The 23359-nt window shown below is 66.2% G+C and carries 20 protein-coding genes and 1 other RNA gene; 11 read left to right on the top strand and 10 right to left on the bottom strand.

The genetic code is table 11. The annotated features are described in order from the left end of the window. Window positions 1–61: 61 nt before the first annotated feature. The 5 genes from rimM to ffh form a co-directional block, all read right to left on the bottom strand. Window positions 62–574 carry a ribosome maturation factor RimM gene (gene rimM, locus AC1PLA_RS06730; RefSeq protein WP_016901486.1) on the bottom strand — a complete coding sequence of 171 codons (513 nt, stop codon included), beginning with the start codon at window positions 572–574 and terminating at the stop codon, window positions 62–64. 44 nt (window positions 575–618) lie between these two features. Beyond that, window positions 619–879 (bottom strand): 30S ribosomal protein S16, encoded by a 261-nt coding sequence (gene rpsP / locus AC1PLA_RS06725; protein ID WP_011036396.1) that lies wholly within the window; start codon window positions 877–879, stop codon window positions 619–621. 97 nt (window positions 880–976) lie between these two features. Then, entirely contained in the window at window positions 977–1774 is a 798-nt protein-coding gene (locus AC1PLA_RS06720; protein WP_481105829.1) for an aminotransferase class IV family protein, read from the bottom strand. Beyond that, complete coding sequence (locus AC1PLA_RS06715) at window positions 1765–2835, bottom strand: NAD(P)H-dependent flavin oxidoreductase (RefSeq protein WP_481105828.1); 1071 nt, start codon at window positions 2833–2835, stop codon at window positions 1765–1767. The genes AC1PLA_RS06720 and AC1PLA_RS06715 overlap by 10 nt, the downstream gene beginning before the upstream one ends. Before the next feature lie 92 nt (window positions 2836–2927). Beyond that, window positions 2928–4304, bottom strand: a complete 1377-nt coding sequence (gene ffh, locus AC1PLA_RS06710) for a signal recognition particle protein (protein WP_016901489.1) — start codon at window positions 4302–4304, stop codon at window positions 2928–2930. 313 nt (window positions 4305–4617) lie between these two features. On the opposite strand from ffh, the gene AC1PLA_RS06705 reads away from it, so the two are divergent. Then, window positions 4618–5409 carry a cytochrome C assembly family protein gene (locus AC1PLA_RS06705; protein WP_016901491.1) on the top strand — a complete coding sequence of 264 codons (792 nt, stop codon included), beginning with the start codon at window positions 4618–4620 and terminating at the stop codon, window positions 5407–5409. A 52-nt stretch (window positions 5410–5461) separates the two neighbouring features. On the opposite strand, the gene AC1PLA_RS06700 is transcribed toward AC1PLA_RS06705, so the two are convergent. Further along, complete coding sequence (locus tag AC1PLA_RS06700) at window positions 5462–6511, bottom strand: aldose epimerase family protein (RefSeq protein ID WP_481105827.1); 1050 nt, start codon at window positions 6509–6511, stop codon at window positions 5462–5464. A gap of 240 nt (window positions 6512–6751) precedes the next feature. Between AC1PLA_RS06700 and AC1PLA_RS06695 the strand changes: the two genes are divergently transcribed. After that, window positions 6752–8335: an alpha-N-arabinofuranosidase gene (locus AC1PLA_RS06695; RefSeq protein ID WP_481105826.1), complete on the top strand. Its 1584-nt coding sequence runs from the start codon at window positions 6752–6754 to the stop codon at window positions 8333–8335. Between the two features lie 189 nt (window positions 8336–8524). Here AC1PLA_RS06695 and AC1PLA_RS06690 read toward each other — a convergent pair whose 3' ends face one another. Then, on the bottom strand, window positions 8525–9490 hold the full coding sequence (locus AC1PLA_RS06690; RefSeq protein WP_481105825.1) for a LysR family transcriptional regulator: 966 nt from the start codon (window positions 9488–9490) through the stop codon (window positions 8525–8527). 135 nt (window positions 9491–9625) lie between these two features. Between AC1PLA_RS06690 and AC1PLA_RS06685 the strand changes: the two genes are divergently transcribed. Further along, window positions 9626–9901 carry a DUF2798 domain-containing protein gene (locus AC1PLA_RS06685; RefSeq protein ID WP_481105824.1) on the top strand — a complete coding sequence of 92 codons (276 nt, stop codon included), beginning with the start codon at window positions 9626–9628 and terminating at the stop codon, window positions 9899–9901. Between the two features lie 428 nt (window positions 9902–10329). Then, a complete protein-coding gene (locus AC1PLA_RS06680; protein WP_481105823.1) occupies window positions 10330–11679 on the top strand; it encodes a glycoside hydrolase family 16 protein in 1350 nt (449 codons plus the stop codon). A gap of 84 nt (window positions 11680–11763) precedes the next feature. On the opposite strand, the gene AC1PLA_RS06675 is transcribed toward AC1PLA_RS06680, so the two are convergent. Both AC1PLA_RS06675 and AC1PLA_RS06670 read right to left on the bottom strand, forming a co-directional pair. After that, window positions 11764–12132: a response regulator gene (locus tag AC1PLA_RS06675; protein ID WP_016901499.1), complete on the bottom strand. Its 369-nt coding sequence runs from the start codon at window positions 12130–12132 to the stop codon at window positions 11764–11766. After that, on the bottom strand, window positions 12125–13288 hold the full coding sequence (locus AC1PLA_RS06670; protein ID WP_481105822.1) for an ATP-binding protein: 1164 nt from the start codon (window positions 13286–13288) through the stop codon (window positions 12125–12127). Before AC1PLA_RS06670 ends, AC1PLA_RS06675 begins: the two co-directional genes overlap by 8 nt. Window positions 13289–13444: 156 nt before the next feature. Between AC1PLA_RS06670 and AC1PLA_RS06665 the strand changes: the two genes are divergently transcribed. The 6 genes from AC1PLA_RS06665 to trxC all read left to right on the top strand — a co-directional run bounded on the left by AC1PLA_RS06665 (window position 13445) and on the right by trxC (window position 20524). After that, on the top strand, window positions 13445–16609 hold the full coding sequence (locus AC1PLA_RS06665) for a response regulator (protein ID WP_481105821.1): 3165 nt from the start codon (window positions 13445–13447) through the stop codon (window positions 16607–16609). Next, complete coding sequence (locus AC1PLA_RS06660) at window positions 16582–17433, top strand: CheR family methyltransferase (protein WP_172454412.1); 852 nt, start codon at window positions 16582–16584, stop codon at window positions 17431–17433. Before AC1PLA_RS06665 ends, AC1PLA_RS06660 begins: the two co-directional genes overlap by 28 nt. Window positions 17434–17438: 5 nt before the next feature. Then, window positions 17439–18017 (top strand): chemotaxis protein CheB, encoded by a 579-nt coding sequence (locus AC1PLA_RS06655; RefSeq protein ID WP_024938076.1) that lies wholly within the window; start codon window positions 17439–17441, stop codon window positions 18015–18017. Beyond that, window positions 18014–19144, top strand: coding sequence for a hybrid sensor histidine kinase/response regulator (locus AC1PLA_RS06650; RefSeq protein WP_102254696.1), 1131 nt, complete (start codon window positions 18014–18016; stop codon window positions 19142–19144). The genes AC1PLA_RS06655 and AC1PLA_RS06650 overlap by 4 nt, the downstream gene beginning before the upstream one ends. A 387-nt stretch (window positions 19145–19531) precedes the next feature. After that, entirely contained in the window at window positions 19532–19897 is a 366-nt protein-coding gene (locus tag AC1PLA_RS06645; protein ID WP_039522643.1) for a DUF1428 domain-containing protein, read from the top strand. 180 nt (window positions 19898–20077) lie between these two features. Then, entirely contained in the window at window positions 20078–20524 is a 447-nt protein-coding gene (trxC, locus tag AC1PLA_RS06640) for a thioredoxin TrxC (RefSeq protein ID WP_104570220.1), read from the top strand. 157 nt (window positions 20525–20681) lie between these two features. Here the strand turns inward: trxC and AC1PLA_RS06635 are convergent, their stop codons facing one another. Beyond that, the gene (locus AC1PLA_RS06635) at window positions 20682–23057 is read right to left on the bottom strand and encodes a TonB-dependent receptor (protein ID WP_481105820.1); all 2376 of its coding nucleotides are present in this window, start codon (window positions 23055–23057) and stop codon (window positions 20682–20684) included. Between the two features lie 108 nt (window positions 23058–23165). Between AC1PLA_RS06635 and AC1PLA_RS06630 the strand changes: the two genes are divergently transcribed. Beyond that, window positions 23166–23242, top strand: a non-coding RNA gene (locus tag AC1PLA_RS06630) — sX9 sRNA. Window positions 23243–23359: the final 117 nt, after the last annotated feature.

The following is a 23359-nucleotide window of genomic DNA, read 5'->3' as shown; positions in this document are numbered from 1 at the left end:
CGGGAATCGGAAGTGGAAAATGGGTAAAGCAAGAGCGGAGCGGCGCGATGCGCCATTCCGGTCAGAAATCCGGATCCCAGTCCACCACGATCAGGTTGGCTTCGAAGTCGACCGACTTGACGAAATCCGGCAGCACGAACGGCACCAGCCGCTCGCGATCGCCACGTACCACCATCACGTCGTTGGAGCCGGTGGAGAACAGGTGCGACACCGTGCCGAGCTTGACGCCTTCGACGGTTTCCACCTGCAGCTCTTCCAGATCCACCCAATAATATTCATCGGGCTTGGGTGGTGGCAGCACGCTGCGCGCGACGTAAATCTCGGTTCCGTGCATGGCTTCGACGGTGTCGCGGTCAGTGACGTCGGGGAACACCGCAATCAGATTCTTGCCCTGATCGCGCCCACGTACGCCGCTCACGACCGATTCCTGCCCCGAGGGCGTCCGCACGATCCACGGCTGATACCGGAAGATCGCACTGCGCGGCTCGGTCCAGGATTCGAGCTTGAGCTCGCCCTTGACACCAAAAGCGCCGACAATCCTGCCTAACAGGATGCGGCGCTCGGTCGGCTTCATCTGCGTCGACTCTGGGCCAGGCGATGACGCCCGGCCCTCCAGGATCAGGCCGCAGCGGCCTGGGACTTGGATGCTTCGCGATACAGGTTGCGCACCTTGTCGGTCAGCTGGGCGCCCTGGCCGACCCAATGGTCGACGCGAGCAACGTCCAGCACGACGCGCGGTTCTGCGCCCTGCGCAACCGGGTTGTAGTAACCCAGACGCTCGATGTTGCGGCCGTCGCGCGCGCTGCGCACGTCGGTCACGATGATGTGGTAGAACGGACGCTTCTTGGCGCCGCCGCGGGTCAGTCGAATCTTGACCATGGTGTCGTTTTCCTGAGTTGCCCAGTCGCCAGAATGGCGCGGTAAGCCGGCGATTATAGCGGGCTCCGGCGGCGAAGCCAAGTCACCCCGGAATTGCTCAGATCCCCTGCCAGGCCTGGGTCTGCAGGGCTTGTTCCAGCAATGGCAGCTGCGCGGCCTGCGCCGGCCACGACGCCGCGCCGACTTGCACGATCGCCTGCTGACCGCGCGCGTTGCAGCTGAAGGCGCCATCAAAGCCGCCCAGCTCGCTCAGCACGACCGGGCGAAACTCCTGCTGGATACCGAGCGTCTGCAGGCCGGCCTGCAGCAGACGCTGCTGGGTGCCGGGCAGCGCCGGCCCTTGCGGCCACACCACCCTGCCCTGCTGCCACACGCCCAGATTCCAGAAGGCGCCCTCCAGCAGATGCGCCTGCGCGTCGATCAGCAATGCATCGTCGTAGCCGGCCGCCATGGCCTGGCGACGCAGATGCAGCAGCGCGAAGGTGCCGACATGCTTGTGCCGAGGTTGCTCGCGCACATGACGGACCGGCTGCACGCGCAGCGCGGTGGTTGGCATCCGGGCTGCGGGCGCGATGGAGATCAGCACATCGAGCGCAAGCTGGCGCGATGGATCGCGCAGGTCGAAATCCTGCGCAAACACGGTGATGCGCACGCTGGCGTCTTCGCAGTTCGCAGCCGACAACGCAGCGCGCAACTGGACGCGCAGGGATGCCTCTTCGATCGATGCACCGAACAAGGCAGCGCCGTCGTGTTGCAGTCGTTGCAGATGCAGGTCCAGCCCGCGTACCGCACCGCCGCGCACCTGCAGCGTGGTGAAGTGGCCGTAATTGATCAATGCGGCCGCGCCCAACTGCTGCGCTGTCGCCACTGCGCCGTTGCAGAAGATCAGCGGCACAACAGCGCCTGTGCTTCAGCCCACCACTGGGTTAGCAATTGCGCGGCAGGCTGGGCCTGTGCCATCCAGGCCGATTGGCCAGCCCAGGCCTGCATGGCGTCCAGCCGGTTGTCGCGCGCGGCGGCCTGACGCATCGGTGCGGTCAGCGCGCGCTGCACCGGATACGGCGCCGACACTGGCGCCTCGGCGGCAATGGCAGCACGCACATAGGGCGTGGCGAGCGCACGCCCCAGCCGGCCGGAAAATGCACGGGTCGGCTGGGTCTGTTCCGGCTCGGCCTGGGCCAGGGCGTCGGCCCAGGCACTGGGCAGCGCCGCCTCGGGCGTGCGCAGCAGGCCGGTACCGATCTGCACGGCGCTCGCGCCCAGCGTCAGCGCCGCGGCAATGCCGCGCGCATCGGCGATGCCGCCTGCGGCGATCACCGGAAGATCCAGGTGATCGACCAATCGCGGCAATAAGGCGAACAACCCGGTCATCTGCCGCTCGGCGTGAGCGGCGTCGAATGCACCGCGATGCCCACCGGCCTCGGCGCCCTGCGCAACCACCGCATCGGCACCGGCCGCCTGGGCCGCACGCGCTTCGTCCAGCGTGGTGGCGCAGGCAAACCAGGCAATGCCGGCGTTTTTCAGCCGCGCAACCTGATCGGGCCGAAACACGCCCATGATCGATGAGGCGACGGCAGGCCGTGCGGCGAGCAAGGCGTCGAACTGGGCATCGAAGTCGGCCGGTGTTGCATCGCCCGCATCCTCGGGAACCGGCGGCCCCCACTGCGACACAAACGCACGCACGCGCGCCTCTACCGCGGCGTCGCGCACAGGTGCCGGATCGGGAATCCACAGATTGACCTGCGCAGGCCCGGCGCTCGCGTCGCGAAACGCCGCCATCCACGCCACGATGTCCTGCGGTTGCGACAACACCGCACCCATTGCGCCCATGCCGCCGGCGTTGGCAACCGCCGCAGACAGCGGCACAGGGCAGGCGCCTGCCATGGGACTGAGCAGGATGGGAAGGCCTAAACCAAAACGCTGCTGGAAGGCGTCGATCTGCGAAAACGAACCCATCGTGCGCGGCCTGAAGTGATGACGCGTCATGCGCGAGTTCAACGCCACGCGTGCCTGTCGAAGGACTTACCGCGCGCGTCGCCGATTGAAACTCAACGGAACGGCATGCCGCCGCGGCCGCCCATGGCGCCCATCATGCCCTTCATGTTGCGCATCAGGCCCTTCATGCCGCCGCCGGCCAGCTTGCCCATCATCTTTTCCATCTGCTGGTACTGCTTCATCAGCTTGTTGACGTCGGCCGGCTGCATGCCGGAGCCGCGGGCGATGCGGGCGCGGCGTGAGCCGTTGAGCAGCGCCGGGTTGCGGCGCTCCTTCTTGGTCATCGAGTTGATGATCGCGATCATGCGCGGCACTTCCTTGCCGGTGACCTGCTGCTTGACGTTGTCCGGGATCTGGCCCATTCCCGGCAGCTTATCCATCAGCCCATGGATGCCGCCCATGTTCTGCATCTGCTCAAGCTGTTCCTTCATGTCGTTGAGGTCGAACTTCTTGCCTTTGGCGACCTTGGCGGCGAGCTTGGCGGCCTTTTCCTGGTCGACGCTGTGCTCGACCTGTTCCACCAGCGACAGCACGTCGCCCATGTCCAGGATGCGGCTGGCGACGCGATCGGGATGGAACACGTCCAGGCCGTCGGTCTTTTCGCCGGTACCGACGAACTTGATCGGCTTGCCGGTGATGTAGCGCACGCTCAGTGCGGCACCGCCACGGGCGTCGCCGTCGGTCTTGGTCAGCACCACGCCGGTCAGCGGCAGCGCCTCGCCGAAGGCCTTGGCGGTGTTGGCCGCGTCCTGGCCGGTCATCGCATCGACCACGAACAGGGTTTCGGTCGGGTTGACCGCGGCGTGCAGCGCCTTGATCTCCTCCATCATCGCCGCATCGATGGCCAGGCGGCCGGCGGTATCGACCAGCAGCACGTCGGCGAACGACTTGCGCGCATCGCTGATGGCGGCGCGCACGATGTCGACCGGCTTCTGCGAGGCGTCGGACGGGAAGAACAGCACGCCGACCTGCTCGGCCAGGGTCTTGAGCTGCTCGATCGCGGCCGGACGGTAGACGTCGGCCGAGACCACCATGACCTTCTTCTTGCGCTTTTCCTTCAGGTGCTTGGCGAGCTTGCCGACCGTGGTGGTCTTGCCCGCGCCCTGCAGGCCGGCCATCAGGATGATCGCCGGCGCCGGCACGTTGAGGTTGAGGTCGGTGGCGGCCGCGCCCATCACGGCGGTCAGCTCGTCGCGGACGATCTTGATCAGCGCCTGGCCCGGGGTCAGCGACTTGAGCACTTCCTGACCGACCGCGCGCACCTTGATGCGCTCGATCAGCGCCTGCACCACCGGCAGCGCGACGTCGGCTTCGAGCAACGCGATGCGCACTTCACGGGTGGCTTCGCGGATGTTCTCCTCGGTCAGGCGGCCGCGGCCGCGCAGGCGCTCCATGGTGCCGGAGAGACGTTGGGTAAGGGACTCGAACATGCGCAAGGGACCGCGTGAGGGGAAACGGGCGTCGATTATAGCGGCACCGGCCAGCCGGCCGCCCCAGCGGCCGCCCACCGCCCGACCGGCGAAGCCAACCCGCAAGCAGCCTCACCAACGCGCAGCAATGCGCACAGCCAACCAGCGCAGCAGCGCTAGGACAGGAACGGCAACTGCAGTGCCAGCGGGTAGCCCCTGCCCGCTCGCGCTCCGCCCCCCGCACGCCAGCCCACCTCCAGCCCCCGCAGCTCGCAACTGCTTTTCCCGAATCCCGAATCCCGAATCCCAGCCCCCAATATGCGAAACTTCCACGATGACAATCGTTCTCATCGCGTTCGCCTTGTATCTGCTGGCCACGGCGCTGCTCACCCGCTCGGTGCTGCGCGATGGCAACCAGGCGCCTGCCCGCTGGCTGATCCCGGCACTGGCGGCCGTGGCGCTGCACGCCGGGTACCACGTGCTGGTGGCGCTGCGCACCGCCGGCGGGCCGGACATGCATTTCTTCGCGGCGCTATCGCTGTGCGGCCTGGGCATGGCCGCGCTGACGGCAGTGTTCGGCGCGCGCGGGCGCATGGCGGCGGTGGGCGTGGTGGTGTTCCCGCTGTCGGCAATCCTGCTGGCCTGCTATCACGCTTACGGCCACGAACCGAGCTCGGACCTGGGCTGGCGGCTGGAACTGCACGCGTGGATGGCGCTGCTGGCCTACGCCACGCTGGGCATTGCCGCGTTGCTGGCGATCATGCTGTGGCTGCAGGAGCGCGCCCTGCGCCGCCGCGACTTCCACACCTGGCTACGCGCGCTGCCGCCGCTGACCGAGCTGGAGACGCTGCTGTTCCGCACGATTACGGTCGGCTTCGTGCTGTTGAGCCTGACCCTGCTGACCGGCCTGCTGTTCGTGCAGGACTTCCTGGCGCAGCGGCTGCTGCACAAGACCGTACTCAGCATCCTGTCGTGGATCGTGTTCGGTGCGCTGCTGATCGGGCGCTGGCGCAATGGCTGGCGCGGCACCAAGGCGGTGCACTGGACGTTGACCGCGATGGCGCTGCTGGTGTTGTCGTTCTTCGGTAGCAAGTTCGTGATCGAGCTGGTGCTGGGGCCGCGCTGACCGCGTTGGCTTCAGGCACGTCCCGGCCCCGCCGTCGCTGCGCCACCCGCGCTCAGGCGTCCAGCGCAGCGCTCACCACCGCCCACGGCTGATCCGGCCCCGGGCTGGCGAAGTGATAGGCGATGCGGCGGCGATAGACCTGCCTGGGCCGCAGGATCGTCGACGGGAAGTTGGGGTGATTGGGCGCGTCCGGGTAGTCCTGCGGCTCGAGGCAGACGCCGCGGCCGAGTCCGGGATGGTGGTCGTCCAGATGCTGGCCTTCGTAGAGTTGCACCGCCGGCGCGTCGCTGCTGATGCGCAGCGCCACGCCACTGTGCGGCGAGTACAGCTCGGCAACGCAATCGGCTCCGGCGGCCAGCACCAGGCATTGGTCGTAGCCCTTGCCGAGCACCACCTGCGGGTGCGACGGATTGATCTTGTCGGCCAACGCCGCAGCATGGCGGAAATCGAACGGCGTACCAGCGACGGAGGCGATTTCGCCGGTCGGGATCGATTCGGCATCCACCGGCAGATAGCGATCGGCTGGCACCCGCAGCACCTGCAGCGCGGCGCGCCGATGCGGGTCGCCGGATAAATTGAAGTACGGGTGATGGGTGAGGTTCAACGCGGTGGCGGCATCGCAGTGCGCCTCGAAGTCCAGCCGCAGGCTGCGTCCTTGCAGCTGCAGCCGCGCACGCACCTGCAGATTGCCGGGATAGCCTTCTTCGCCATCGGGCGAGTCGTAACCGAGCAGCACCTGGTCCGGCGCCTGCTCCAGCACGCTCCACACGCGCCGACCGAAGCCGCGCAGGCCGCCGTGCAACTGGTTGCGCCCTTCATTGGCCGCCAGCGTGTGGGTGACCCCATCCAGCGTGTAGCGCGCGCCGGCGATACGGTTGCCGTAGCGGCCGACCAGGATATTGAGGCTGTCGCCATCGGCGGCGTAGGCCGGCAGATCCGGTAATGCCAGCAGCAGCGGCACCACTCCGTGCTCGGTGGTCAGCCGCAGCGCATGCAGGATGCCGCCGTAGGTGAGCACCTCCGCCTCCAGCCCGGCAGTGCTGCGCAGCGTGAGCGCGTGGACTTCGACACCGTCTGGCAACTGCCCGAACACTCGCTGCATGGATCGTCCTGCCGATACTGGAAGCTGGCGAGCATAGCGGGGGAGCGCGGTCGCCGACCATGCCCCGGCGCACATCCTGGCGTGCGACGTGATGACCATGTCGGCGAGACCTGCGCCAGCCTCTGGCTGATCGATCGCGATACAGCGACAACCTGCCATTGCAGGCACTAGGCTAGCGACGCGCCCGCCCCGCAGCGGCGTGTGACTACCTCGATCGATCAGCACAGGAGCGCCAAGCCGATGCAGTGGATTTCCCTCACTTTGCGAATCTCACCGGGACGGCTGTTGCAGGCTGTCGTTGGCGCGGCCTTGCTCGCCAGCGCGCTCGCCGCCCCCGCGGCCGAGGTCAAGGTGACCGGCACGCTGCGCGTGGACCAGCCCGGTGCACAGGTGTCGCGGCAGCTGTTCGGCCAGTTCGCCGAGCATCTGGGCACCGGCATCTACGGCGGGGTGTGGGTCGGCGAGGACTCGGCGATTGCCAATACGCGCGGCTATCGCAACGATGTGCTGGCAGCGTTGAAGGCGATTGCGGTGCCCAACATCCGCTGGCCCGGCGGCTGTTTTGCCGACGAATACCATTGGCGCGATGGCGTCGGTGCGCCGGCCAAGCGCCCGGTCAGCGTCAACACGCACTGGGGCGGCGTGGAAGAGTCCAACCGCTTCGGCACGCACGAGTTCATGGACTTCACCGAACTGCTCGGCACCCAGGCCTATATCGCCGGCAATGTGGGCAATGCGGCGCCGGACGAGATCGCGCAGTGGGCCGAATACATGACGGCACCGACCCGCTCGAGCCTGGCCAACGAGCGCCGCGCCAATGGCCGCGACGCACCGTGGCAGGTGCCCTACTTCGGCGTCGGCAACGAGCTGTGGGGCTGCGGCGGCAACATGCGCGTCGAATACGCGGCCGACGTCTATCGGCGCTACCAGACCTTCGTCAAGGCGCCGGCCAATCAGAAGATCCTCAAGATCGCGCCCGGCCCCAACAACGACGATTACCACTGGACCGAGGTGATGATGCGCGAGGCCGGCACGCTGATGGACGGCCTGAGCCTGCATTACTACACCGTGCCAGGTGGCTGGCCACCGCGCGCCTCCTCCACCGACTTCGACGAAGCCGCCTGGATCGACACGCTGTCGCGCACGATGGTGATGGACGAGCTGATCCGCAAACACAGCGCGATCATGGACCGCTACGACCCGGGCAGGAAAGTCGCGCTGGTGGTGGACGAATGGGGCACCTGGTACGCCGGGCTGCCGGATGCGAACCCGGGCTTCCTGCATCAGCAGAACACGCTGCGCGATGCACTGGTGGCGTCGTTGAACATCGACATCTTCAGCGCACATGCCGAGCGCGTGCGCATGGCCAATATCGCGCAGATGGTCAATGTGCTGCAGGCGATGATCCTCACCGACGGCGACAAGATGGTGCTGACGCCCACCTACCACGTGTTCGCGCTGTACAAGCCCTACCACGACGCCACCCAGCTGCCGTTGCAACTAAGTACACCCGAGTATCGCCATGGCGACGTCCACGTGCCCGCAGTGCACGGCTCGGCGGTCAAGGCCAGGGATGGACACGTCTATATCGCCCTGACCAATCTGGATGCGACGTCGGCCGCGAGCGTCAATGTGGAGGTGGATGGCCTGACGGCGAGCGGGGTGACCGGGCAGATTCTGACCGGGCCGGCGATCACTGCGCACAATACCTTTACGCAGCCGCGCACGGTGGAACCCAAAGCGTTCGATGGGGCACGCGTGCAAGGCAACGCAGTGACTGTCGCGCTGCCGGCGCGCTCGGTGGTGATGCTCAAGCTGGAGTGAGCGATGGCAGCGGCAGCATCAACTGCCGCCTTAGTCGTTGGTCAAGAACGACAACTGCGCAAACTGCGTCTTCAGCGTCGTTCGCTCTCAAGCAACGTGGCATCCATCACGCATCAGCACGTCACGCCCGCGTGGTGCGCCCTGTCGAACAGAGCACAGACCAGGCGCTCTCCAGATGTCGAATGCTGGCTACACCCCGGTTGCTGCGTGAGCCGGCGTCAGTGCAGGCTCGGCAGTACGCCATTGCACTGGAAGGCGTTCGAGCACGTGTTCCATGAAGGCGCGCACCTTCGGGGTGAAGTCGCGGCGATCGGCGACGCAGAGGTAGATCCGCAGCGGCTCCGGTAATGCCTGGGCGGTGCTGGCGAGATCGGAGACAAACAGCGGCTGCAGCTCGCCGCGCTGCAGGTAAGGCTGCACGACATAGGCGGCCAGCCGCGCGATGCCGCCGCCGGCAGCGGCCATGGTGGCGAGCGCGTCGATATCGTCGCTGACCATCGCCTTGCCCAGTTCCGGCTGGAAGCGCACGCCATTACGCACGAAATTCCACGGCAGGCAGCGCCCGTCGACCGGGTAACGCAGCAGCAGGCAATCGTGATACTTCAAGTCGTCCGCGCCCTGCGGCGTCCCGCAGCGCGCCAGATACTCCGGCGCTGCGCAGACCACCAGCGGTACCTGGGCGATGCAGCGTGCGACCAGACCGTCTTCCAGCTGCGCCTCAATGCGCAGGCTGACATCCACGCTTTCCTGCGCGTGCTGCACGGCCCGGTCGGTGCACAACAGCTCGATCTCCAGCTGCGGGTACTGCTGACGCAGGGCCGGCAGCATCGGGGCGAGCACGTGCCGTGCGAAGGCCGCGGTGCTGGCCACCCGCAAACGCCCCGCCGGCGCCTGCTGCGGCCCGGCCACTGATTGGCGCGCGCGCTCCAGGTCGCGCTCCAGCTGCCGCACCTGCTCGAAGTACAGCGTGCCGCGCTCGGTCAGCGCCAGGCTGCGCGTGGTCCGGTGCAGCAGACGCACGCCCAGGTGATGCTCCAGACGCGCGATGTTCTGGCTGACCGCAGCCGCACTGATGCCCAGCAACTTGGCGCCTCCGGCAATGCTGCCGGCATCTACAGTGCTGACAAAGCTACGGATGGACTGAAGAATGTTCATTGGCTAGGCAAGTATTACCAAACGATTCGTAAGTTTTTCTTACGTAAGCCGCAAGGCTACGCGATCTACCCCGCCCGCAGTGGCGTCTCTACAGTGCTTCCCATCACGCCGATCCGCGGCAACCGAGGCCACTGCATGTCGTCATCTCCCCCCTCCTCCTCATTGCTGCGCCCGCGCTGGAAACTCGGCGTGCGCACCACCCCGTTTGTGTTCGCGTTCTATATGGCCGCGATCATGGCCTTGCTGATGTGCCTGGTGATCACCGGCGCCAACACCGGCCTTGCCCACGGCTACCTGTGGCGCGTGCTGGACGCTTACCGCATTGCGATGCCCACCGCGTTCTGCTGCGTGCTGGTGGTGCGACCGCTGGTGATACGGCTGGTGGCCTGGACGGTGCACGCCGGGCATTGAGTCCGGCGTATGCGGGATGCGCGAAACGCTGCCGCGGGCAATGTGCCGATGCATCCGCAAGGCCATCGATGTGCCGCAGCACGTGGCTTGCCGGCCACGGTGGCATTCCGATGGCGTTCCCAGCGCCGTAGCCACTCCAGAGCCTGCCAACGCGTGCATGCGTTGGCGCTCGGAGCATCTGCCGGCTTGAACGCATTGACCTAGACGCCGCAGATGCGGTCGCGCCCGCAACGAAACATCCGCAGCCAGCTGCTGCCACGCAGCATCCGGCGCATGTAGTCTGCGACCGCCGTCATGCCAATGATGGATTATTCCGGAATGAACACCACGGAACTGAAACGCGCTACACAATTGCTTTGACACTGAAGTAGCCGCTGCGCAGCGTCACTTCTCCATGGACGTCGGTCCACTTTTTGGAGACGCACGCAATGAACACGCTACGCAGTGTCGCTGTGCAGTTCGCCCTGCTGTGCGCAGCGGCGATGCCACCAGGCGCGCACGCGCAAACTCTGGTCTGGGAAGATAACTTCAATGGCCCCGGCATCGATGGCAACAAGTGGACCTATGACGTCGGCAACGGCTGCCAGATCGGCCTGTGCGGCTGGGGCAACGGGGAGATGCAGTACTACACCAGCCGCGCCGAAAACGCGCGCATCGATAACGGCCGGCTGGTGATCGAAGCGCGACGCGAAGCATTCCATGGCATGCCGTTTACCTCGGCGCGTCTCAAGACCGAAGGCCGCATGCACTTCAAATACGGCACGCTGGAGGCGCGCATCAAGACGCCGGTGGTGGGCAACGGGCTGTGGCCGGCGTACTGGATGCTGGGCACCATCGGCGTGTGGCCAGGTCGCGGCGAGATCGACCTGCTGGAAGCCGGCATGGCCGCGGCGATCGCCAATGGCACCGCCAATCGCCGTATCGGCGCCGCGGTGCACTGGGACTACAACGGCCAGCAGGCCGACTACGACACCAGCTACACCAGCCCGGTGGATCTGCATGCCGACTTCCATGTGTACCGCATGACCTGGGACCCGCAGTTCATCCGCGTGTCGATCGACGGCCAGCAGTACTTCGAGTTTGCGATCTCCAATATCGAAGGCGCCTCGCTGCACGAATTCCATCAGCAGCAGTATCTGCTGCTCAATCTCGCCGTGGGCGGCACCTATACCGGCATCACCTCGCCTGCGGCGGTGACCGCGCCGTTGCCGGGCAGGATGGAGATCGATTACATCCGCCTGTATCAAAACCCCGGTTCGCAACTGTATGTAGGTGCGCAACACGCAGCGCCTGCGGGGCGATTCGGCGTGTTCACCGAGCAGGCCGATACTAGCGGGCGGCTCAACTTCGGCCAGGATGCCGAGCTGTATCTGTGGAACAACCTCACCCCGATTGCGCAGGCGCCGTTCGAAGGCAGCAACGTGATGGCCTACCGCGCCAACGCCGGTGCCTGGTATGGCCTGGGCATCCAGACCGACTATCGCGACATGGCCGCCTATGCCGGCGGCGCGCTGAAGCTGCATCTGAAAACCACCACGCCATCGACCTTCAAGATCGGCATCAACACCAGCTTTGGCGACAGCTGGGTGGATTTTGCCGCGGGCGGCAATCAGTACGGCCTGGTGCGCGATGGCGCCTGGCACGAGGTGAGCATTCCCTTCAGTGCGTTCTACGACCTGGATCTGCAGGCGGTCAAACAGATGTTCATGCTGGTGGCCGATCCGCCGGCTACGCCAGTGGAGATTGCCATCGACAAGGTGTACTACCAGAGCCGTTGAGCGGCGCAGCCGCAGGATACTCGGTCACGGCCCGCGCGATTGCAGGCAGGGCTTTCTGCAGCGCAGGACACATGCAGCCAACGCTCAGGCGTTGGTTGCCACGCCTTTTAACACATCGATCAGCTGACGCAGGCGATACGGCTTGGGCAGGAAATCCACCTGCGCCGGCAGCGGCGGCAATTGCGCCTTTGCAAACCCCGAGGCCAGGATCACCCGCGCCTGCGGCAGCAGCTGCGCCACGTGTTCGCTCAGTTCGATGCCCGACATGCCGTTGGGCATGCGGATGTCGCTGAAGACCACATCATAGGGGCCGTTCTCGCGCAGCATGCGCAAGGCGCTGTGGCCGTCGTCGGCGGTTTCGACGGTGATGCCTGCATCACGCAGCGCCTCGCCGATCAGTTCGCGCAATTCCTGCTGATCTTCCACCATCAACAGACGCAGGGGTTCAGTCATGCTCAGCCTCCTCGATGGCCGGGAGAAACAGGGTAACGGTGGTGCCGCGGCCAGGAGCGGTATCCAGCTCGACAAAACCACCGGATTGGGACGCAAAGCCGTATACCTGGCTCAATCCCAGGCCCGAGCCCTTGCCCACGTCCTTGGTGGTGAAAAACGGCTCACTGGCGCATTGCGCCACGTGTGCAGACATGCCGGGGCCATCATCGCGCACGACAATGCTGACGTAATTGCGCGGCCGGCCATGCGGATCGGACGGCGCAACACGCTGCTGCACGGCCGTTTCCAGCACGATATTGCCGCCGCCAGGCATGGCATCGCAGCTGTTGAACACCAGATTGAGCAAGGCCGCTTCCAGTTGGCCGGGGTCCACGCGGATATCGGGCAGTTGCTCGGCAAACTTGAGCGACAAGGCAAGGCCGGCCGGGCAGGCACGCCGCAGCAGTTCCAGCGAGCGCGTCACCACCGCGTTGGCGCCATGGCGCTCAGGAATCAGCCGCTGCCCGCGTGCAAAGGCGAGCAGCTGGCGCGTCAGCAAGGTGCCTCGATCGACTGCCGTCTGCGCCGCTTCCACCAGCATGCGCGTGCGCGCATCGTCGCCGGCACGCAGCGCGATCAGATCCAGGCTGGTCACCATCACGGTCAGCAGATTATTGAAATCGTGCGCCATGCCGAGCGTCAGGCGGCCCAGCGCATCCACCTTCTGCGACTGCATCAGGGCGTGCTGCGCGTGCTGCAACAGCTGCTGCGCCTGGTGCCGCTGGTCGATGTCGCAGGTAACCTTGGCAAAGCCGACCAGCACGCCGAATTCCAGCACCGGCTCGATCGCCACGCTCGCCCAGAAGCGGCTGCCGTCCTTGCGCACCCGCCAGCCTTCGGTGGCAAAGCGCCCCTCGCGTTTGGCGGTGTCCAGATTGCGGGCCGGCTCGCCGCCCTGCGCATCCTCTGGCAGATAGAAACGCGAAAAGTGCGAGCCAATGATCTCGGCGGCGGTGTAACCCTTGATGCGCTCGCCGCCGGGATTCCAGCTGCACACATGGCCGCCCGTATCGAGCATGTAGATCGCATAATCGGACACGCTCTGCACCAACAGCTGGCACTGCCGGCTGTCGTGAGAAAGCGGCCCCGCACTGTCGACGGCCGTTTCCGCATCCATCACGCAACTTTCCCCCGAGAAAGCGCGCGACCATAGTGACGAGTGCGTGAAGGCTGCGTGCAAGCCGACCCGGCTGCAGAGCGTCAAAATCCCGGCGATTTGCGCGTGAAACTTATCGGCTACCATGACCGCCCTCTCTGTCCGGTCCGTGCCTTTATGCAGAACATCTCGACCACACGCGACCGCTGGGTGTGGGTGATCGCGGGGGCCCTGATGGCGGGAACGCTCGGCGTGGAATTGGTCACGCCGCTCGGCTATGCGGTGTGGCTGACCTATTTCGTCGCTGTGGGCGTGACGGTTTTCCAGAATCGCGTGCAGGTGCCACTGGTGGTCGCCGCGCTCTCGTGCGTGCTGCTGGCCGTCGGTTTTCAGCTGGCACCATCCAGTACCAGTTCCAGTTTTTCCTCGATCAACCGCAGCATCGGCGGGGTGTCGTTCCTGGCGATGGCGCTGGTGGTGATGCAGGCGATCCGCGCGCGCCGCCAGGCCGAACTGGCGCTGTGGCTGCAGCAGGCCGAAAACACCGTCGAAGCCAGTTTGCGCGGCGATCACAGCCCGGACGATCTGGCCAATGCCGCCGTGCGCGCGCTGTGCGACACGCTGGATGCGCAGGTCGGCGCGTTGTATCGCATCGAGGGCGAGCGCCTGCGTCTGACCGGCGGCGCCGCGCTGCCGGCCGATGTGTCCAGGACATTGCCGACCGATGCCGGCCAACTCGGCGAGGCCTTGCGTAGCGGCGCGGTGCGCCGGGTGCGCGGTGTGGAGGCCGGACATCTGCAGATCGCCTCGGGCCTGGGCCGCAGCGCCTGCCAGGAGCTGCTGCTGGCGCCGGTCATCGCCGATGGGCGGGTGATCGGCATCCTGGAGCTGGGCCGCGCCGCTGCGCAGGGCACTGCCCGCACGCGCGAGGAAGAGCTCCTTACGCGCTGCGGCGAAAACATCGGCCTGGCCTTGCGCACGGCATTGCTGCGCGCGCAGCTGGTGGCCCTGCTGGAAGAAACCCAGCGCCAAAGCGAGGAACTGCAGACCCAGCAGGAAGAGCTGCGCGTGGCCAACGAGGAGCTGGAGGAACAAAGCCGCAGCCTGCAGCAATCGCAGAGCGATCTGGAACTGCAGCAAGCCGAGCTGGAACAGACCAACGTGCAGCTGGAAGAACGCACCCAGGCGTTGGAAGCGCAGAAGCAGGCCTTGCTGATCGCGCAGAACCAGCTGGTGCGCAACAGCAACGAGCTGTCCACCGCCTCGCGCTACAAATCCGAGTTCCTGGCCAACATGTCGCACGAGCTGCGCACGCCGCTCAACAGCGCGTTGATCCTGGCCAAGCTGCTGTCGGACAACAAGGACGGCACGCTCAGCCCCGAGCAGGTGAAATACGCACAGGCGATCCTGTCGTCCAACAACGATCTGCTGGCGTTGATCAACGACATTCTCGACCTGTCCAAGATCGAAGCCGGGCATGTGGAACTCGCCGACGAAACCGTCGCCACCAGCTCGGTGCTGCAGCGCCTGCGCGAAACCTTCGAGCCGCTGGCGCGCCAGAAAGGCCTGGCGTTGCAGATGGCTGCCGAATCGGACGCACCGACGCAACTGGTCGTCGATAGCCAGCGCCTGCAGCAGATCCTCAAGAACCTGCTGGCCAACGCGATCAAGTTCACCGAGCACGGCAGCGTCAGCCTGTCGATCCAGGCGCACACGCCGGGCCGGGTGCTGTTCAAGGTCAACGACACCGGCATCGGCATCGCGCACGAACAGACCGAGGTCATCTTCGAAGCGTTCCGTCAGGCCGATGGCAGCACGCGCCGTCGCTATGGCGGCACCGGCTTGGGGCTGTCGATCTCGCGCGACCTGGCCCAGCGCATGGGCGGCAGCATCCGCGTGGACAGCCAGCCCGGACGCGGCAGCTGTTTCACGCTGGAATTGCCGATCGACGGCGCGCCGGCCGAGCTGGTCACCGCAGCACAGGCCAACGCGGGTGCGCTGGCGATCGGCGCCACGCCGTTGTCGCAATCCGCCAGTGGCACGGCCATGGCCTCGCGCCTCGATGGGCGCGCAACGGTTGCGTCCACGGGAACGCCGCTGCCGATTCCGGCAGCCGCCGCCCCGTCGCTGCAGCGTGCCGACGATGATCGCGACCAACGCACCCGTCCCGGCCGGCTGATCCTGGCGGTGGAAGACGAAGCACGCTTTGCACAGGCGCTGGTCGACCTGGCGCACGAGCTGGACTTCGATTGCGTGGTGGCGCCCAGCGCCGAAGAAGCGCTGCGCCTGGCCGCCGAACTGCGTCCCAGCGGCATCCTGCTCGATATCGGCCTGCCGGATGCGTCCGGCCTGAGCGTGCTCGAACGCCTCAAGCGCGATCCGGCCACGCGCCATATTCCGGTGCATGTGGTCTCCGCGCTGGAGCGCAGCCAGATTGCGCTGGAACTGGGCGCGGTGGGCTATCTGATCAAGCCGGCCACGCGCGAGCTGCTGGCGGGCGCGATCCGTCAACTGGAAGACACCAATGCACGCGCGGTGCGCCGCCTGCTGATCGTCGAGGACGACAGCGCGCTGCGCGCGAATCTGCAATTGCTGCTGGCGCGCGATCAGCTGGAGATCATCGCGGTGGGCAGTATCGCCGAGGCGATGCAGCAGTTGGCCGGCTCGACCTTCGACTGCATGGTCACCGATCTGGCGCTACCCGACGGCAGCGGCTACGACCTGCTCGAGCGCATGGCCGGCAACGACGCAGTCGCGTTTCCGCCGGTCATCGTCTACACCGGGCGCGCGCTCACCCGCGACGAGGAACAACGCCTTCGCCGCTATTCCAAGAGCATCATCATCAAGGGCGTGCGCTCGCCCGAGCGCCTGCTCGATGAGGTGACACTGTTCCTGCACAGCGTGGAAGCCTCGCTGCCCAGCGACCAGCAACGCCTGCTGCGCGAAGCGCGCCGCCGCGACGCGGTGCTGGACGGCGCCACCGTGCTGCTGGCCGAGGACGACGTGCGCAACATCTTTGCGCTCTCCAGCGTGCTCGAGCCGCTGGGCGTGACGCTGCAGATCGCCCGCAACGGCCGCGAGGCGCTGGAACATCTGGCCAAGCACGAGGTGGACCTGGTGCTGATGGACATCATGATGCCGGAGATGGACGGCCTGACCGCGATGCGTCAGATCCGCGCCAACCGCCAGTGGCAGGATCTGCCGATCATCGCGCTGACCGCCAAGGCCATGGCCGACGATCGCGAACGTTGTCTGGAGGCCGGCGCCAACGACTACATCGCCAAGCCCATCGACGTGGACAAGCTGGTGTCGCTGTGCCGGGTGTGGTGCTCGCGGCAATGAACGCGGTGGAGCTGTTCGACCTGGAGCTGCGGGTGCTGCTGGAAGCGGTCTACCAGCGCTACCACTACGACTTCCGCGATTACGCGGTGTCGTCGCTGCGCCGGCGCATGCGCCACGCAATGGCACGCCTGGAGTGCACCCGCGTGGCCGATCTGCAGCACCGCCTGCTGCACGAGCCGGACACCTTTGCGCAGGCGATGCAGTTCTTCACCGTGCAGGTGTCGGAGATGTTCCGCGACCCGGCCTACTTCCGCGTGCTGCGCGAGCATGCGGTGCCGGTCTTGCGCACCTATCCGTCGATCAAGCTGTGGGTGGCCGGCTGCAGCACCGGCGAGGAAGTCTGGTCGCTGGCGATCCTGCTGCACGAAGAAGGCCTGCTGGAAAAGGCGGTGATCTACGCCACCGACATCAATCCCGAAGCCCTGGGCATGGCCGAGGCCGGCGCCTTCGGCATCGACCGCATCGCGCAGTTCAGCCGCAATTACCTGGATGCCGGCGGCCGCGGCTCGCTCTCGGACTATTACACCACCGCCTACGACGGCGCGGTGTTCGATCGCCGGTTGAAGCGCAATATCGTCTTCGCCGACCACAGCCTCGCCACCGATACGGTGTTCTCCGAAGTGCACCTGGTGTCGTGCCGCAACGTGCTGATCTATTTCAACCGCAGCCTGCAGGACCGTGCCGTGGGCCTGTTCCACGATGCATTGGTGCACCGCGGGTTCCTGGGCCTGGGCAGCAAGGAGTCGCTGCAGTTCGGTGCGCATGCGCAGGCGTTCGAAACCGTGGCACGCGAGCAGCGCCTGTTCCGCAAGGCGGCGGCATGAACGCAATGCACGCGGCGGCGGCGCAGTTCGACGCGATGGTGATCGGTGCCTCGGCCGGCGGTGTCATGGCCTTGCAGGCGCTGTTGTCCAGCCTGCCTGCGGACCTGCCGATGCCGGTGCTGGTGGTGTTGCATCTGCCACGCGACCGCACCAGCCATCTTGCCGAGCTGATGGATGCACGCTGCGCCTTGCCGGTGCGCGAGGCCGAAGACAAGCAGCCGCTGCTTGCCGGCAGCGTGACCATCGCCCCGCCCGACTACCATCTGCTGGTGGAAACGCGCGACAGCCTGGCGTTGTCGATGGATGCACCGGTGCTGTTCTCGCGCCCGGCGATCGACCCCTTGTTCGAATCGGCGGCCGACGTCTTCGGGCAGCGCCTGCTGGCGATCCTGCTCACCGGCGCCAGCAGCGACGGTAGCGCCGGCGTGGCAGCCGTGCGCGCGGTCGGTGGCACCGCCTGGATACAGCGCCCCGACGATGCCGCCTCACCGCTGATGCCCGCCTCCGCTCTCGCCTATGCTGGCGCCGATGCGGTGCTCACCCTGCAGGCGATCTGCAGCAGACTGGAAGCCTTTCACCCATGAATCTCACCGCGACCGGCCTGGCTGCGCACGGCAATGGCGATGAACCCGCCAAGCTGCTGATCGTCGACGACGTGCCGCAGAACCTGGTGGCGATGGAAGCGCTGCTGCAGCGCGACGGCCTCCAGGTGCTGTGTGCCGCGTCCGGCGCGCAGGCGCTGGAGCTGTTGCTCGAACACGATGTGGCGCTGGCGCTGCTGGATGTACACATGCCGGAAATGGACGGCTTTTCGCTGGCCGAACTGATGCGCGGCTCGCAGCGCAGCCGGCATGTGCCGATCATTTTCCTGACCGCATCGCCGAACGATCCGATGCGCGCCTTCCAGGGCTACGAAACCGGCGCGGTGGATTTCCTGCACAAGCCGATCGAGCCGCACGTGATCCTGAGCAAGGTCAATGTGTTCATCGAGTTGTACCAGCAGCGTCGCCTGCTCAAGGCACGCAACGCCTCGCTGGAACGCGCGCTCACCCTCAACGAAACCATGATGGCCGTGCTCACCCACGACCTGCGCACCCCGCTGTCGGTGATCCTGCTGTGCGCCGACAAGCTCAGCCTGGATGTGGAGGCCGATGGCTCGGCCGCACGCACGCTCGATCACCTGGAAAACAGCGCGCGGCGGATGGCGCGGATGGTCGAGCAGCTGCTGGATTTCTCGCGCCTGCGCAGTGACGGGCTGTCGATGCAGTTCGGCCCCTGCAATCTGGGCGAAGTCACCCACAGCGTGGTCGGCGAAGTGGCGCAGGCCAACCCGCACACGCCGATCGACCTGCGTACCGAAGGCGATCTGGACGGCGATGGCGATGGCGATCGGCTTGCCCAGGTCGTGTCCAACCTGGTCGGCAACGCGGTGCTGCATGGCGGCAGCCAACCGGTGCGGGTGCACCTGGACGGACGCGAACGCGACACGCTGCGGCTGTCGGTGCGCAATGTCGGGCGCATCCCGGACAGCCTGATGCCGCGCCTGTTCGAGCCGTTCAAGGCCAGCTTCCATGCCAGCCAGGGCCTGGGGCTGGGCCTGTTCATCGCCGACCAGTTCGTCAAGGCGCACGGCGGTACGCTGCAGGCACGCAACGAAAGCGGCGACGTGGTGTTTGAAGCCGTGCTGCGGCGACACAATCTGGCCGCGTAATCGCCGCCAACGGGGCGACAAGCATCACGCCGGGCGTTCGCCGCGGCGCCCGGCAAGGCGTGATGTTTGATCGAAGCCGGTGCAATCCCGGGGCTGGCGACCTGTCGTAAGCCCAGCCCATCGCCACAACATAATCCCACTGACGAACTCATCCAGGACGTGGCACGCAGCGTGCCGCGCATGCGATCCGATAACGAAACCGGGCACGACAACGGTGTGCATCGTCATGCGAGCGCGACCAGTGCTCGGCACCCGGATGCACCGTATGCTCGCACTCCACGCGCGGGCGACATCCATCTCCGCGATGCGTTCCAGCTTGTGCGGTCGCACCAGCATCTGTTCGTCATCATCAGGCGCACGCCGTGCGCCATGTCTGAGGAGGTGGTCATGTCGTATGTGGATGGGTTTGCGCTCGCGGTGCCGACGGCCAACAAGGCCGCGTTTCTGGAACATGCCCGCATGGGCGATGCCATCATCATCGAGTACGGCGCGCTGCGCGTGGTGGAGTGCTGGGGCGATGACGTCCAGCATGGACAACTGACCGACTTCCATCGCGCGGTCGATGCCGGCGACGACGAAACCGTGGTGTTTTCGTGGATCGAATGGCCGGACAAGGCGACCCGCGATGCGGGCATGCGCAAGATGATGGACGACCCGCGCATGGACCCGTCGGTCAACCCGATGCCGTTCGATGGCAAGCGCCTGATCTACGGCGGCTTCGTTCCGATCCTGAGCCTGGGGCAATCGGGCTGAGCACTGCAGCGCGCGCGTGCGCTCCGACCTGTCGCATGAGCGCCGCACACCCGGTGTTGCGGCAGTGGCCGACGGCACCGGGCCTTAGACAATGGCAGTTACACTGGCGGCATGCAGCCGCACTTGCCGCCATGGCGTGCGAGCACAGCGACTGCATTGCCTGCCACCGGAGACCGCCGCATGACCGACGCACCGCTCCTGATCGCCTGCCCGAGCTGCGCTGCGATGAACCGTGTCGCAGCTGCGCGTCTGCGCGATGCACCCAACTGCGGCAGTTGCCACAAGCCCTTGTTCCTGGGCACGCCGGTGGCGCTGTCGGGCACCGATTTCGACAAGCATGCGCTGCGCAGCGCGCTGCCATTGGTGGTGGATTTCTGGGCGCCGTGGTGCGGGCCGTGCCTGAGCATGGCGCCGCAGTTTGCCGCAGCCGCGGCACTGCTCGAACCGCAGGTCCGGCTGGCGAAGGTCGATACCGATCTGCATCCGGCACTGGGCACGCGCTTCGGCATCCGCAGCATCCCGACCTTGCTGGTCATCCGCGGCGGCAGTGAGCTGGGCCGTCACTCCGGCGCGGTGAGCAGCGCGCAGATCGTCAGCTGGGTGCAGTCGGTGTTGCGCAGCCGTTGACACAAAAAAACCCGCTGCATGATGCACGCAGCGGGTCTGTTCTACGTTCTACGATCGGCATCACTGCGGCACACGCGCAGTGATGCAGTCGATCGATCAAGCACCGGGAGCGGCTGACCAGAGCACCGTGCAGCCGCTGGCGACTTTTCAGTCGCTCTTACTGCCAGTTGACGTTGACCGACACGCCCACCACGCGCGGCTCGTTGTACACCGCCGCCATGTAGTTTTCGATCACGCCCTTGACGTTCTTCTCGTTGGTGATGTTGCGCGCAAACGCCGCCACTTCCCACGCACCATAGCCGCCGGTGTAACCGAGCTTGAGGCCGCCTTCGAAATTGCCGCTGGCACGGAACTCGGTGGAGTCGTACAGCACGAAGCTGGTTTCGCCCTGCTTGTTCCAGTCGGTGGAGACGAAGAAGGCGCCGTCGTTGCCCACCGGGATGTCGTAGCGCGCGGCCAGATTGAGGTTGTACTTTGGCGCGTTGGGCAGCGGGTTGCCGTCGATCTGCGCAAAGGTGTTGGCACCGACGCGGATGGTCGGGTCGTTGACCGTGCACACCACCACGCCGTTGAGCGCACAGGCCTGCGCGTAGACGCGATCGTCGTGGATTTCGCTATGCAACAGGCTCAGGCCGGCGGTCAGCGACAGGTTGGAGATCGGGCGCCACTCCAGATCCGCCTCCAGGCCGTAGGCCTTGGCCTTGTCGGCATTGAACAGCACGCCGTTGCCGTCCGAGTCGTTGCCGTTGAGCTGGATGTCGTCCACCGTGTAGGTGAAGCCGCTGACGTTCAAACGCAGGCGGTTGTCGAACAGGCTGCTCTTGATGCCGGCCTCCCACGACAGGATGGTTTCCGAATCGGCGGTGGTGAAATCCGAATTGAACACCGCGCTGCGGCCCTGGATGGTCGGACCACGGAAACCGCGTGCCACGCGCGCATAGACGCTCAGCTCGGGATTGATCTCATACATCGCGCTGAGATCCCAGCTGGGCTGGGTATCGGACATGCGCACGTCGCGACGGCCGCGATAGGTCACCGCACCGGCGGCGGTATCGGCGGTCTTGAGCAGGCGGGTTTCCTTGCTGTCCTTGGTCTGGCGCAGACCGGCGGTCAGGGTGAGTGCATCGGTGGCCTTGTAGCTGAGCTGCCCAAAGCCGGCCCAGGAGGTATTGGTGTTGCGCAGGCGCACCCAGTTGTTGGGGTTGCGCGCGGCGGTCTGCAGGAAATACGCACGCTGATAGAAATCGGTGGTATCGCGCCCGTCGAAGTAGAACGCGCCCACCTGCCATTGCAGGGCGTCGTCGCCTTCGCTGGCCAGACGCAGTTCCTGGGTGTACTGATCCAGGTCGCGGATCTGCCCCATCGACTGGCCGAAGCCGTTCGGCACGCCGTTGACCGGGTAGTTGGCCGCTGCGCCGCCATCGGTGTCGCCACGACTATAGCCGGAGGTGGTTTCGTAGGCGGTGATGGAGGTCAGCGACACCCCGCCGAAATCGTAGATCGCCTTGATCGAGCCACCGTCGGTCTGATACGCCTGCGGGTTGTCGTGCGCCTCGTCGTAGGCCACGCGATCGCGCGGCACGTCGACCTTGTCGCTGCCGCGCGTGACCGCATTGCGCAGGAACAACGTGGAGGTGCCGTCGTAGTCACGCGTATGCACCGAGCCCAGCAGCGAGAACGCATCGTTGGGCTTGAGCAGCAGCTGCAGGCGCGCATTGCGGTCGTTGTAGCCGCCCATCGCATCCTTGCGCGGCGTGCGCGTGCCATCGGCACTGCTGCCGGCGAAGGTGTTGTCCACCCAGTCGTCGCGGTGCTGGTACAGGGCCGACACGCGGAACGACAGCACGTCGTTGATCGGGCCGCCGAAGCCGCCGTCCAGCGACACCGTGTTGTAGCTGCCGTAGCTGGCATCGACGCGGCCGGTATAGGTATCGCCGGGTTTGATGGTGTCGAACTTGACGATGCCGGCGGTGGTGTTGCGGCCGAACAAGGTGCCCTGCGGGCCGCGCAGCACTTCGACCTGGTCCACGTCATAGACCGGGTTGGACTTGAGCACCACGTGTTCCAGCACCACGTCGTCCTGGATGATGGACACCGGCTGCGAAGCGCCGAGGTAGAAGTCGATATTGCCCAGGCCACGGATATAGAAGCGCGGGAAGATGCGCCCGGTGGTGGTCTCGGCATAGAAGCCCGGCACGCGGCCGGACAGCGCCAGCAGCGTGTCGTCGCCACCGGCGGTGAACTCGCGCATCGCCGCGCCCTGCACCACGCCCACCGACACCGGTACTTCCTGCAAATTCTGCTCGCGGTGTTCGGCAGTGACGGTGACCGTATCCAGCGCGGTCGGGCTGCCCTCGCTCTCGCCCTGGCGCGTCGGCGCCTGCTGCGCAGAGGCAGCGGCGGCCAGCGAGGCAAGCAGCAGGCCGGCGCAGGCACGTGCCAGCGGCGTGCGCTGCAAGGCGGCGCAACGGCGTGCGGGTGCGTGCGTGGTGGCGGACGTCAGGGACGCGGAAACAGACGAGTACAACGACATGCGAAATGATCCTTGGGTAGGTGACGCGAGGGGTGACACGGAGGCAAACGTGGCGATCAACATGACTGCGCGGCGATCAGGCGGGCACGGCCGGTACTTGGAATCGGCACGTCGCACTCGTACACGCCGGTTCCTCCCCTACCGTCCGTGCCCACCTGACAACCGCTCGCCACGTTTTGTTGACCATTCCAGCGTCCGTCGGCACCGGGCATGCCGGCCGACGACGCAAGGTGGCGCCGCGCGCACGATATGTCAGCAATGTTGCAGCTCTATGGCAAGCGTGCCGTTGCGCACATGGCCGC

The organism is Xanthomonas sp. NCPPB 1826 (genome assembly GCF_056725285.1).
This window is presented reverse-complemented; position numbering and strand designations above follow the sequence as displayed.